We start from the raw sequence: 12,404 nt of genomic DNA on the forward strand, positions 1-12,404 counted from the left end.
GATTTCTGAGTGGAGAGGCATGCGTACGTTCGACAACCGCCGCGCCGTTCCGACAGCAATTGCGCATGACGAAGTGTACATGACAACCTCCCAGACGGAGTCTGAACGGTGATCGAACAGCTCCTGTTGGGGTACTTATGTAAGCGCTTACATTGATTCTTGCAAGTCTTTCCTCTTAAGGTCTTGAAAAGGTCGGGCGGTGTCTGCACCAGAAACTGCAAGCCTTTGACCGCAAAGGACGATACGATCCACGGATGGCCCGAAATTCTGCCCCTACTCTTGAAGATGTTGCCCGGATGGCTGGTGTGTCGACCGCCAGCATCTCGCGGGCGTTGAACGACCCAGATAAAGTTGCCAAGCAAACGCGCGACAAGATTGAGAAAGCGATCGAGGTATTGGGCTACACGCCTAACTTCGGCGGTCGAGCGCTGGCGTCGAACCGGACCAATACGGTGGGTGCAATAATCCCCAGCATGGCGAACGCAATGTTCGCCAGCGGTGTGCAGGCGTTTCAGGAGGTGCTTTCCGAAGCGGGGGTCAACTTGCTGCTGGCCAGCACCGGTTATGATCCGGAGCAGGAGCTCCGCCAGATCAAGGCGTTGATCGCCCATGGCGCGGACGGGTTGTTGCTGATCGGGGACGAACGTCCGCAGGCGACCCGTGATTTTCTGGCCAAGCGGCACGTACAGCACGTAATTTCGTGGTGCTTCAGGCCGCAGTCCGAGCAGACTTATGTCGGATTTGACAATCGCCAGGCGGCCTATGACGCGACACGCCGCGTTTTGGCCATGGGTCATCGTCGGGTCGCAATGATCAGCGGTGTGCGGGATGGGAATGACAGGGCGCGCGACCGGCACATCGGGATTGAAGCTGCCATCACCGATTTCGGGCAAGGCGCCGCACTGCTACATGTAGAAGAAGCAAAGTATCGGCTGGAATTCGGCGGTGAGGCCTTTTCGCAGATTCTGGAACGACCCGATACGCCGACGGTCATCATGTGCGGAAATGACGTGCTGGCGGCAGGGGCCCTGATGCGCGCGCGCCAGATGGGGATTGACGTGCCTGGCCGCGTCTCCCTTGTGGGGTTCGATGACATCGGGCTGGCGTCGGTGTCCAATCCGCCCTTGGCGACCGTGCGTGTGCCGCAGATTGAAATGGGACGCGCCGCGGCCAAAATGCTGCTTGCAAAACTGAGCGGGGACCCGATTGAGGTGCCAACGCCACTGTCCACCGAGTTCATTCATCGCGCGTCGCTGGCGGCACCGCCGCACTGACCTGTCTATGCGAGCAGCTGTGCCACCCGCGCCCGGACCTCCGCCACCGCGTTTTCCTTGACCGGGCCATAGCCACGTATGTCCAGGGGGGCGGCGACTAGCTTGCGAACGGTTGCGTGATGACCCGCCTGCCACAACCTCGGTATCTGTGTCAGGATTTCGTCGAACCAGACGATCAATGCACGTTCCAACCTGCGGTCGGGATGAAATCCAAATGGATCCGCCCAACTGCCGCGCAACCCTTTGAGACGGGCCAGAACACCAAAGACGGGGCCAAGCCAGGGTCCGAATTCACGCTTTATCGGCCTGCCGCGGCCGTCTTTTTTGCGCGACAACAAAGGCGGGGCCAAGTGATAGTGTAGCCGAAAATCCCCTTCGAAATCTTCCCGCAATCGCGCTTGAAAGCCGGGATCCCGGTGCAGGCGCGCCACTTCATATTCATCCTTGTACGCCATCAATCTGAAAAGTGATTTCGCCGCCGAAATCTGAATATCTTCCGGCAGCTGCATAAGGTGCTCCATTTTATCCTCAAAACGCCGAGCGTAAGCGGCATTCTGGTAGGCCTTCAGGAACGTTATGCGCCGCGCCATCACATCTTGGAGGGTTTCGTCTGCTGCCTGCATGGGTGCCTGCAGTTTGTCCGGTGTTTCCGCCGTCACCCGCCCGAGGGCAAAGGCCCGCTTGTTCTGTTCAGGTGCCACGCCATTGAGTTCTATCGCCCGCATCAGCGCTTGGAATCCAACTGGTACCAGCCCGCGCTGCCAGGCAAATCCCAACATGATAACATTGGCATAGACGGCATCGCCCATCAGATCATCGGCGAGCTGACCTGCGTCTAGGGCATCCAGCGCGTCTTGTCCCACAACCGCTTCGATCGCGGCCTTACGTTTGTCGATCCGCAGATCTGCATCGCGGTTCAGAACCAGATCACCGGTCGGCATTTCGGCTTGGTTTAACACGACCTTCGTACCCTTTCGATAGTGCGCGGAGGCTTTGGGCGAAGAGCAGACGACCGCGTCACACCCGATGACGGCATCTGCAGCTGCGGCGTCGATCCGCACCTGATGCAGGTGGTCAGGGCCAGCCCCGATCCGTATGTATCCCAACACGGTACCGAATTTCTGCGCAAATCCGGTGAAGTCGAGTACGCTGGAGCCTTTACCCTCCAGATGCGCGGCCATGGAAATGAGCGCGCCGACAGTGATGACGCCTGTGCCGCCGACGCCGGTGACCAAAAGATCATACGGCTTGTCCAATTCTGGTAGAGGGGGCAAGGGGAGCGCCGCACTCAACGTTGTGACATCCACCTCGTGCCGGGGTGAACGACGGCGCGTAGCTCCTTCCAGTGTCACAAAGCTTGGGCAAAATCCGTTCAGACAGGAGAAGTCCTTGTTGCAACTTGACTGATTGATCCGCCGCTTGGTGCCAAATTCAGTCTTCAGCGGCTCCACGCTCAGGCAATTGCTCTCTACGGAACAGTCACCACAGCCTTCACAGACAAGATCATTGATCACTACAACCTGCTCAGGCTCTGGCATCTGACCACGCTTGCGTTTGCGACGTTTCTCCGTGGCGCACATCTGTTCATAGATCAGGATTGAAACGCCTGAAACCTCGCGCAGCTCTCGTTGCAGCTTGTCCATTTCGTCACGATCATGGAAAGTTGTCCCGGTTGGAAAGTCCGACGCTTTAAATTTGCCGACATCATCAGAGACAAGTGCAATGCGCGTAACCCCCTCTGCGCGGCAGGTCTGTGCGATCCCTGTCACGGACACCGGGCCATCCACTGGTTGCCCCCCGGTCATGGCAACAGCATCATTGTAAAGGATTTTATAGGTAATGTTCGTGCCCGCCGCGACCGCCTGGCGGATGGCCAGGGAGCCCGAATGATACCACGTGCCTTCGCCGAGGTTCTGAAAGATGTGCTTGCCTCCATTGAAGAGCGAGCTGGCGATCCACGGAACCCCTTCGCCCCCCATCTGTGCGTAGCCAACTGTCTCCCGATCCATCCACGAGGCCATGACATGGCATCCGATGCCGCTGGCGGCTTTCGATCCCTCGGGCACTTTGGTGGAGCTGTTGTGTGGACAGCCAGAGCAAAAGTAAGGGGTGCGCGTTGCGCCCTCGACCCGTATCACCGGCGGCTCAACCTGTGTCAGTATGCGTGCTTTTTCCACGAACCTCTCATCCGGGAAAAACCGGTTCAGCCTGTTCGCGATGATGGGGATCAGCACCCTGGGGCTCAACTCCCCGGTCCAGGGCACCAGCGGGTTCATCTCTTCGTCGTACTTGCCCACCATCCGCTCCGGTTTTCGACCGGGCCAGTCGTAAAAATGCTCCTTGAACTGCGACTCAATGATGCCGCGCTTTTCCTCGATCACCAGCACTTCACGCTTGCCGGTCACGAAATCCAGCGCTGCGTGATGGGCGAGGGGCCAGACCATTCCTACCTTGTAGATGTCGATGCCAAGCGCGCGACACTGGGCCTCGTCCAACCCCAGAAGACGCAGCGCCTCCATCAGGTCCAGATGCGCCTTGCCCGTGGTTACAAATCCGAACGTGGCTTTCTCGATGCCGTAAATCGCGTGATCAATGGGGTTTGCTTCGGCAAAGGCCTGCACGGCGTCGAGCTTATGGCGGATGCGCGTCTCGATTTCGGGGCTGGGCAAATCTGCAACCCGCACGTGCAGCCCACCGGGCGGGGCTGTGTAGTCGGGCTGGCTGAAAATCCGGTCCGGCGTGATGTCGATTGACTGCCCGCTCTCCACGGTTTCGGAGATTGCCTTGAAACCGACCCAGGTCCCTGAAAATCGCGAGAGCGCAAAACCATATTCGCCGAAGGCCTGGTATTCCGCGACGCTTGCCGGGTTCAGGGTCGGCATGAACCACGACATGAAAGCGACGTCTGATTGATGCGGCATGGATGAGCTGACACAGCCGTGGTCGTCGCCCGCAACGACCAGCACGCCGCCTTTCGCGGCAGACCCATAGGCATTGCCGTGTTTTAATGCATCGCCGGATCGGTCCACGCCCGGGCCCTTCCCGTACCACATCGAAAATACGCCCTGGACGTCACACAGCGGATCGAGGCTGGCTTGCTGCGCACCCAGAATTGCGGTCGCGCCGAGATCTTCATTCACCGCTGGCATAAACCGTATCGCTGCATCGCTGAGCAGGTCGGCTGACCGCCACATCTCCTGATCCACGCCACCCAGTGGTGAGCCGCGATAGCCCGAGACAAATCCCGCCGTGTCGAATCCGGCTTGCCGGTCGCGGCGAGCCTGATCCAGCATGATCCGCACCAGCGCCTGCGTGCCGGTCATGAACACGCGACCTGTCATTTTGGAATAGCGATCTTCCAAGGCGTAGGTACTGATTTTTTGCGGTTGATGAGTCATGTCGGCTCCCCGAGTTCTATGCTTGCATGCGATCTTACGGAAAGGGTGGGAAAAGACTTGCCAGAAATTCACAATTGAACGGATGTGTGATGAAAAATTTCCAGCTTTGGTCGTCCTGTGGAATAATTTTTTGAAACAGCACTTTTACTTCGCGGCAGCATTCTCTTGACATCACAGCCGCGCGGCTTTCTCTGGAATTGTCAGATTTCAGTGAGGAGAAGGCCCCATGATGAAAACCCGCGCCGCCGTTGCCGTTGCTGCCGGACAACCGCTTGAGATCATGGAGGTGAACCTCGAAGGCCCCCGTAAAGGCGAAGTGTTGGTTGAGATCAAGGCTACGGGTCTTTGCCACACCGATGAGTTCACCCGCTCAGGTGATGACCCAGAGGGTATCTTCCCAGCCATCCTTGGCCATGAAGGTGCGGGGGTCGTGATTGAGGTCGGCGAGGGCGTCACAACGCTCGAAGTCGGCGATCACGTTATCCCGCTGTATACGCCGGAATGCCGGGAATGCGAATACTGCCTGAATCCGAAAACCAACCTTTGCCAAAAAGTGCGTAGCACCCAAGGGCAAGGTTTACTGCCTGACGGGTCCACGCGGTTTTCGATGCTCGACGGAACACCGATCCACCACTACATGGGCTGCTCGACCTTTGCTAATCACACCGTGGTGCCCGAGATTGCGTTGGCAAAAGTGCGCAAGGACGCGCCATTCGACAAGATATGCTACATTGGCTGCGGTGTGACTACAGGCATCGGGGCGGTGATCAACACTGCCAAGGTCGAAATTGGATCCCGCGCGATTGTCTTTGGACTGGGCGGCATTGGCCTCAACGTCATCCAGGGCCTTAAACTGGCAGGGGCAGACCAGATCGTCGGTGTTGATTTGAACGATGACAAAGCCGAGATGGGAAAACATTTTGGAATGACTGATTTTGTCAATCCATCCAAGGTGAATGGGGATATGGTTGCCCTCCTGGTTGAGATTACGAAGGGTGGGGCGGATTACACCTTTGACGCTACGGGCAATGTCAACGTAATGCGCACGGCGCTCGAGGCTGCGCATAAAGGCTGGGGGGAGAGCATCATCATCGGCGTGGCGCCCGCGGGGGCCGAGATTTCCACACGGCCCTTCCAGCTGGTCACAGGCCGGGTCTGGCGCGGCACGGCCTTTGGCGGGGCCAAGGGGCGCACGGACGTGCCGAAGATCGTGGATTGGTACATGGACGGCAAGATCGAAATCGACCCGATGATCACGCATAAGTTGACGCTTGATGAGATCAACTACGGGTTCGAGCTCATGCACGAAGGCAAATCCATCCGCGCCGTCGTGGAGTTCTGAGATGATTGTTTCGTAGTCATGGAGGGCTTTGATCTCGGCAGCTTCTCGCGCGCGGTTACAACCGTATCGTCAGAGGCGCAAAAGCAGGTCAATGACGGCTTGGTCTGGCTCTTCGGATACAACCATGAGGCCGCCGCACGCTGTTTCCAGAAGGCGATTGACGCAGATTCCGGGTGCGGGGTCGCATATTGGGGTGTGGCTTACGCGGTTGGCCCCAACTATAATAAACCCTGGGAGTTTTTTACACCTGAAGAGCGGGTGACCACGCTTGATGAGGCCCATGCGGCGCTTACTGAGGCCAAGAGACTGGCCAAGGGCCTCACCCCGGTCGAGGCAGCTTTGATAGAGGCGCTTTGTGACCGCTTTCCTGACGATCCGGAGATTGAAGATTTCGCACCATGGAATGACGCTTTCTCCGATGCTATGCGCCGTGTTTACGCAGCGCACCCGCGTGATCTTGATGTAATCTGCCTCTTTGCAGAGGCGCTGATGAATCGTACGCCGTGGCTGCTATGGGACTTGCCGAGCGGTGAGCCACGCGAAGGCGCGTCAACGCTGGAGGCGCAGGCTGCGTTGGAGACTGCCTTCGACACCCTGCCCGGCGCGTGGGATCATCCGGGCCTTCTGCACATGTATATTCACCTTATGGAGATGTCGCCTTTCCCGGAAAAGGCCCTGCGCCACGGCGACCGGCTGGTCGATCTGGTGCCGGATTCCGGGCACTTAGTGCATATGGCGACACATATTGATGTGCTCTGTGGTGAATACCAGAATGTCGTGGCGCGCAATGCCCGTGCGGCAGAGGTGGATCGCAAGTACGAAGCGTTGATGGGCGCCAAGAACTTCTACACCGTTTACCGCATTCACAATGTACATTTCGAAGCCTATGGCGCGATGTTTCTGGGGCAACCTGAACGCGCGTTGGCGGCCTCTGACCGGCTGATTGAAATGCTGCCTGATCCGGTTGTGCGCTACATGCCGGATTTGTTTGAAAGCTTCTGGGGCAAGAAAGTCCACGTCATGGTCCGCTTTGGGATGTGGCAGCAGATCATAGACATGACGCTTCCCGACGACCCGGAGCTCTATAGCTACACAACGGCTGCTATGCGTCAGGCTCGGGTCATTGCGTTTGCCAATCTCGGTCAGATCGACGCGGCGCAGGCGGAGCGGGAGTTGGCCAGTCGGGCGCTGATCAGTGTGCAGGAAACGCGTATGGTTTTCAATAACTTCGGGTCTGATATTCTTGCAGTAGGTGAGGCGATGATGGAGGGTGAATTTGCCTTCAAATCGGGCGATCCGGAAGCGGGTATCGCACACCTGCGCCGCTCTGTCGCGCTGGACGATGCTTTGCTCTACGACGAGCCTTGGGGGTGGATGCAACCCACGCGCCACGCGCTGGGGGCGCTCTTGATGGAGCTGCGGCAGTTTGAAGAGGCCGAAGCAGTCTACCGCGCAGACCTCGGGCTGGATGAAACCTTGGCCCGCGCCTGTCAGCACCCACGTAACGTCTGGTCTTTGCACGGTCTGTACGAATGCCTGGTGCAGCGCGGTGCATTGACAGAAGCACGGCACATCAAACTTCAACTAGACCCTGCTCTGGCCCGCGCAACAGTCCCCATCCGCGCGTCCTGCTTCTGCCGGAGTACAAGCGCTGCCGTTTGATCTGCCTCGTGGCTAGTACACAGCTGATCGCGGCCGCATGTTCGTCCACAGCCAAAGCGCAAATGGCGTACTGATTTGCAATTTGACAAGAGGCTTTTCCACAGGTGCGGTTTTTGCTCGTCATTAGCTTTGACCTGAGCCGTCATATGCTAGCCTCTGGACTGACGCGACGCCGTCATTGCCGAAGAAAACAGCGCAGGTTAGGTTAGAAGCAACCCGAAAGGCGCGTCAGATGAAGCTCATAGTGAATGACACCGAACATACTGTCGACGTGGCAGAGGACATGCCGTTGCTTTGGGTTCTGCGTGATACGCTTGGCATAACAGATGTTAAATACGGCTGCGGGATCGCGCAATGCGGTGCGTGCACCGTGCATGTGGATGGCATTGCGGTTCGGTCATGCCAGTTGGCCATCGCGGATGTCGACGGGGATGTCACGACCGTCAAGGGCTTAGGGAGACCTCAGGCGTTGCATGCAGTGCAGGCCGCATGGATTGAGCATCAAGTGGCGCAGTGCGGCTACTGCCAATCCGGTCAAATCATGCAAGCGGCGTCTTTTCTGGACCTTGTGCCGGACCCTACCGACAAGGATATCGATGCGGCGATGAGCGGTAATCTGTGTCGATGCGGAACCTATCCGCGCATTCGAACTGCGATCAAAACAGCGGCGTCTTCTCTAAGGCAGAAATGAAATATTTTCTGATATTTTTCATATCTCTGGCGACTGCTTCTTATGCAGAAGGTGAAGTAACCGCCGACCGCGGCGAAGGTCTCACAGCCTGGAATCGCATATACGAAGTTGTCTCCCATCCGCGCTGCTCGAACTGTCATGTCGGATCAAGTGACCGCCCGATGTGGTCCGGCCCGAGCTATGGAGATCCGCGACCGCACGGCATGATGATCCGCGCAGGTGAAAGCCGCATCGGCGCGGAAACGATACCCTGTCGCACTTGCCACGTAACCAACGAGACCGGCGGGCAGGACGTACCACACGCGGCACCGCAGGTGGCCGATGCGTGGCGGCTGGCGCCGGTAGAGGCAGACTGGTTTGGGCGCTCCAGTGATTTTATCTGCGCGCAGTTGCGCGATCCGGCGCGGAACGGTGGACGTACTGTTGACGAGCTTGCCGAACATCTGGGTCACGACGTGATCCTACACTGGGCTTGGGCGCCGGGCGGCACCCGGGAACCTGCACCCTATGATCTCGAAAGCCATATCGCGGATCTGCGCCTCTGGGGCGCGGCGGGTCAGCCCTGCGCCTTCAACTGATCTCAGGCGCGGACCAATCCCAGTCCGGAAATTTCGCGGAGAGCGGTGATCAAATGGTCTAGCCCATCACCATGCCTGAGCGCCGTAAACACAAAGGGGCGTCCGGCCCGCATCCGCGCCGCATCCCGCTTCATCACCTCAAGGGAAGCACCGACATGCGGGGCAAGATCGGTCTTGTTGATAACTAAGATATCCGAGCGCGTGATGGCTGGCCCCCCTTTGCGCGGTATCTCCTCGCCCGCCGCCACATCGATCACGTAGAGCGTCACGTCGGCAAGTTCCGGCGAAAACGTCGCGCTGAGATTATCGCCGCCGCTTTCGATCAGAATGGCCTCGACATCCGGGTGGCGGGTCTGCATCTCCGCTACGGCAGCCAAGTTGATCGAGGCATCCTCGCGGATGGCTGTATGCGGACACCCGCCGGTTTCCACGCCGATGATCCGGTCTTGCGGTAGAACCTGCATCCGCATGAGCGCATCCGCATCTTCCTGCGTGTAGATGTCGTTTGTAATCACCCCGATGGAGTGCTGCGGGCTGAGCGCACGCGCAAGGCACGCCGTCAGCGTGGTTTTCCCGGCGCCAACGGGGCCGCCAATCCCGATGCGCAGCGGTCCATTAAGATTTGTCATGTGCGAAATACCTTTGAATAGAGGGTTTCATGCTGCATCGATGCGATATCGGCGGCCAAACAGCTGGCGGACAGGCGCGACAAGGGTGTTTGCGTGGCTTGCTCCACCGTCTCGTGGATCAGAGGGGTGAGGCTTGCGAGCAGGGCCTGCCCCTCGGTCTGCCCCAAGGGGACCAACCGCACAGCTGCCGAAATCAGATTGGCAGCAAATGCCTGCAGATACAGATGTGCAGTCAGATCAAGCGCGAAAGCCTTGGCCGATGCGGCGCGTCCAACGGCCACAGGGTAGGTCAGCGCACCCAGATCAGTGCCCCAGACATCATCCACAGTACGTGCAAAGGCGCTGCCCTGCTGGTCTGTCTCCAGCAGCCGACCCCCCGTTGCCGCGAACGCGCGGGCGGTGGTGTCGATCTCGGCAATTTGGATTTCCGTGGCGTGGTAGGCTGCTGACAGGATCACGACATCGGCCTGCCCGCTGCCACACGCGATGAGGTCACGCAGCCAATCTTCCAGACTGCTGATATCCTTGATTTCGCCGTGGGCAATGGCGGTTTCCAACCCGTGGGAATAGGCGAAGGCGCCTACCGGAAAGCCAGGCGACATCCATTGTGTCAGTGTCAGAATGGCATCAGTGGTCATGGGCGTGGCTGTGCTCAGGGCCATGTTGTGCACCGTGATCATGCCCGTGGGTGCGGCCGTGCCCGTAGGCACCACCCTCAGGGGTGAAGGGTTCCACGACCTCATGCACATGAGCGCCCAGAGTGTTCAGCATCTGTGCCATGACGTGGTCGCGCTGGATCAACAGGCGATCCACCTCGATCTGGCACGGGGTGTGGCGGTTACCAATGTGCCACGCGATGCGGTGCAGATCCTGGCCTTTGATTTCCAGCAGTGGTTCCGCCGCCGCGCGGATACCGATACGCGTGCCATCCGTGGTTTCCAGCGCATCCCCATGTGCGAGCGATGTTGTCTTGGGCAGATCGACGAGGATTTGCGCGCCGTTGTCGGTCGTCAGTACCTTGCGCCGGAGAAACCGGGCGTCATAGTCCAGCGTCACCTGATCCGAGGTGTCGTGACCGTGCGATGTGATCTTTTGTGCGGTGGTGATCATGATGCCCTCAGAACAGGAAGTAACGTTGGGCCATGGGCAGAACCTCGGCCGGTTGACAGGTCAGCAACTCGCCGTCGGCGCGGACCTCGTAGGTTTCCGGGTTTACCTCGATCTCGGGCAGGGCGTCGTTCAGGATCAGGTCCTTCTTACCAATCGCGCGGGTGCCTTTGACGGCGACGACATCCTTGCGCAGCCCCAGTGTGTCCCCAATCCCTGCTGCTTCTGCGGCGGCACTGACAAAGGTGACGGCGGACTTTTCGACCGAGCGGCCAAAACTGCCGAACATGGGCCGGGTATAGACCGGCTGTGGCGTGGGGATCGAGGCATTGGGGTCGCCCATCTGCGCGCAGACAATCGTGCCCGCCATCAGCACCATCTCGGGCTTCACACCGAAGAACGCGGTGTTCCACAACACGAGATCTGCGCGTTTGCCTTCTTCTATGGAGCCGATCTCATGGCTGATCCCATGGGCAATCGCCGGGTTGATCGTGTATTTCGCGATGTAGCGGCGCACGCGCATGTTGTCGTTTTCGCCGGTCTCGTCCGCCAGTCGTCCGCGTTGTTTCTTCATCTTATCAGCGGTTTGCCAGGTGCGGATCAGCACCTCGCCCACGCGTCCCATCGCCTGGCTGTCCGAGGCGATGATCGAGAACGCGCCCATGTCATGCAGGATATCCTCGGCGGCGATGGTCTCGCGCCGGATGCGGCTTTCGGCAAAGGCCACATCCTCGGGGATCGACTTGTCGAGATGGTGGCAGACCATCAGCATGTCGAGATGCTCTTCGAGCGTGTTCACCGTGAACGGTCGCGTCGGGTTGGTGGATGAAGGGATCACATTGGCATCGCCACAGATCTTGATGATGTCCGGCGCGTGCCCGCCACCCGCGCCCTCGGTGTGAAAGGCGTGGATTGTGCGACCCTTCATCGCCGCGACCGTATTTTCCACAAAGCCGCTCTCGTTTAGCGTATCGGTGTGGATCATCACCTGCACATCCATGTCGTCCGCTACGCTCAGGCAGCAATCGATGGCCCCCGGCGTCGTGCCCCAATCCTCGTGCAGTTTCAGTGCGCAGGCCCCACCTTCGACCATCTCCACCAGCGCCTCGGGCTGGCTGGCGTTGCCCTTGCCCGACACGCCGATGTTCATGGCGAAGTGATCCACGCTCTGCAGCATCCGCCCGATGTGCCACGGCCCGGGCGTACAGGTGGTGGCCAGAGTGCCATGGGCCGGACCGGTGCCGCCGCCCAGCATGGTGGTCACGCCCGAGTGCAGCGCATCCTCGATTTGTTGCGGGCAGATGAAGTGGATGTGGCTGTCAAACCCACCCGCTGTCAGGATCTTTCCTTCTCCCGCAATCGCCTCAGTACCCGGCCCGACGATGATATCCACGCCCGGCTGCGTGTCCGGGTTGCCCGCCTTGCCGATCTTATGGATGCGCCCGTCTTTCAGCCCCACATCCGCCTTGTAGATGCCCGTGTGATCGACAATCAGCGCGTTGGTGATCACCGTATCCACTGCGCCGCCCGCGCGCGTGACCTGTGACTGGCCCATTCCGTCGCGGATGACTTTGCCGCCGCCGAACTTCACCTCTTCACCATAGACCGTGTGGTCGCGTTCCACTTCGATGATCAGGTCGGTATCGGCCAGCCGCACCTTGTCGCGTGTCGTCGGGCCAAACATCGCGGCATAGCTGGAGCGGGAAATCGTGGCGGGCATGGG

The 12,404-nt window shown here is 59.2% G+C and carries 10 protein-coding genes; 5 read left to right on the forward strand and 5 right to left on the reverse strand.

Annotated features, from left to right (window positions below; all coding sequences use genetic code 11):
* Positions 1–254: 254 nt before the first annotated feature.
* Complete coding sequence (locus Q1A52_RS11745; RefSeq protein WP_300015279.1) at positions 255–1,274, forward strand: LacI family DNA-binding transcriptional regulator; 1,020 nt, start codon at positions 255–257, stop codon at positions 1,272–1,274.
* Between the two features lie 5 nt (positions 1,275–1,279).
* Here Q1A52_RS11745 and Q1A52_RS11750 read toward each other — a convergent pair whose 3' ends face one another.
* Positions 1,280–4,672: an indolepyruvate ferredoxin oxidoreductase family protein gene (locus tag Q1A52_RS11750; protein WP_300015282.1), complete on the reverse strand. Its 3,393-nt coding sequence runs from the start codon at positions 4,670–4,672 to the stop codon at positions 1,280–1,282.
* Between the two features lie 229 nt (positions 4,673–4,901).
* On the opposite strand from Q1A52_RS11750, the gene Q1A52_RS11755 reads away from it, so the two are divergent.
* The 4 genes from Q1A52_RS11755 (at position 4,902) to Q1A52_RS11770 (ending at position 8,945) form a co-directional block, all read left to right on the forward strand.
* Positions 4,902–6,014, forward strand: a complete 1,113-nt coding sequence (locus Q1A52_RS11755; protein WP_300017283.1) for an S-(hydroxymethyl)glutathione dehydrogenase/class III alcohol dehydrogenase — start codon at positions 4,902–4,904, stop codon at positions 6,012–6,014.
* 18 nt (positions 6,015–6,032) lie between these two features.
* Positions 6,033–7,676: a hypothetical protein gene (locus tag Q1A52_RS11760; protein ID WP_300015285.1), complete on the forward strand. Its 1,644-nt coding sequence runs from the start codon at positions 6,033–6,035 to the stop codon at positions 7,674–7,676.
* A gap of 232 nt (positions 7,677–7,908) precedes the next feature.
* Positions 7,909–8,367, forward strand: coding sequence for a (2Fe-2S)-binding protein (locus Q1A52_RS11765; RefSeq protein WP_300015288.1), 459 nt, complete (start codon positions 7,909–7,911; stop codon positions 8,365–8,367).
* Positions 8,368–8,570: 203 nt separating this feature from the next.
* Positions 8,571–8,945 carry a hypothetical protein gene (locus Q1A52_RS11770; protein WP_300015291.1) on the forward strand — a complete coding sequence of 125 codons (375 nt, stop codon included), beginning with the start codon at positions 8,571–8,573 and terminating at the stop codon, positions 8,943–8,945.
* A 2-nt stretch (positions 8,946–8,947) separates the two neighbouring features.
* On the opposite strand, the gene ureG is transcribed toward Q1A52_RS11770, so the two are convergent.
* From ureG to ureC, 4 genes are read right to left on the reverse strand one after another with little or no spacing between them, the layout of a single operon-like run.
* Complete coding sequence (gene ureG / locus Q1A52_RS11775) at positions 8,948–9,574, reverse strand: urease accessory protein UreG (RefSeq protein ID WP_300015294.1); 627 nt, start codon at positions 9,572–9,574, stop codon at positions 8,948–8,950.
* Positions 9,571–10,212: an urease accessory protein UreF gene (locus Q1A52_RS11780; protein WP_300015297.1), complete on the reverse strand. Its 642-nt coding sequence runs from the start codon at positions 10,210–10,212 to the stop codon at positions 9,571–9,573. Before Q1A52_RS11780 ends, ureG begins: the two co-directional genes overlap by 4 nt.
* Entirely contained in the window at positions 10,202–10,684 is a 483-nt protein-coding gene (gene ureE / locus Q1A52_RS11785) for an urease accessory protein UreE (protein WP_300015300.1), read from the reverse strand. The genes Q1A52_RS11780 and ureE overlap by 11 nt, the downstream gene beginning before the upstream one ends.
* Positions 10,685–10,691: 7 nt before the next feature.
* Complete coding sequence (gene ureC / locus Q1A52_RS11790) at positions 10,692–12,401, reverse strand: urease subunit alpha (protein WP_300015303.1); 1,710 nt, start codon at positions 12,399–12,401, stop codon at positions 10,692–10,694.
* Positions 12,402–12,404: the final 3 nt, after the last annotated feature.

Origin of the sequence: uncultured Roseobacter sp. (assembly GCF_947488185.1) — a bacterium.
In the GTDB taxonomy this organism is placed as follows: domain Bacteria; phylum Pseudomonadota; class Alphaproteobacteria; order Rhodobacterales; family Rhodobacteraceae; genus Roseobacter.

Coding starts and splice junctions, on each gene's coding strand:
- Q1A52_RS11760 (WP_300015285.1), top strand. CDS start 6,033: ATGGAGGGCTTTGATCTCGGCAGCTTCTCGCGCGCGGTTACAACCGTA.
- Q1A52_RS11770 (WP_300015291.1), top strand. CDS start 8,571: ATGATGATCCGCGCAGGTGAAAGCCGCATCGGCGCGGAAACGATACCC.
- ureC (WP_300015303.1), bottom strand. CDS start 12,401: ATGCCCGCCACGATTTCCCGCTCCAGCTATGCCGCGATGTTTGGCCCG.
- ureE (WP_300015300.1), bottom strand. CDS start 10,684: ATGATCACCACCGCACAAAAGATCACATCGCACGGTCACGACACCTCG.
- Q1A52_RS11780 (WP_300015297.1), bottom strand. CDS start 10,212: ATGACCACTGATGCCATTCTGACACTGACACAATGGATGTCGCCTGGC.
- Q1A52_RS11755 (WP_300017283.1), top strand. CDS start 4,902: ATGAAAACCCGCGCCGCCGTTGCCGTTGCTGCCGGACAACCGCTTGAG.
- Q1A52_RS11765 (WP_300015288.1), top strand. CDS start 7,909: ATGAAGCTCATAGTGAATGACACCGAACATACTGTCGACGTGGCAGAG.
- Q1A52_RS11750 (WP_300015282.1), bottom strand. CDS start 4,672: ATGACTCATCAACCGCAAAAAATCAGTACCTACGCCTTGGAAGATCGC.
- Q1A52_RS11745 (WP_300015279.1), top strand. CDS start 255: ATGGCCCGAAATTCTGCCCCTACTCTTGAAGATGTTGCCCGGATGGCT.
- ureG (WP_300015294.1), bottom strand. CDS start 9,574: ATGACAAATCTTAATGGACCGCTGCGCATCGGGATTGGCGGCCCCGTT.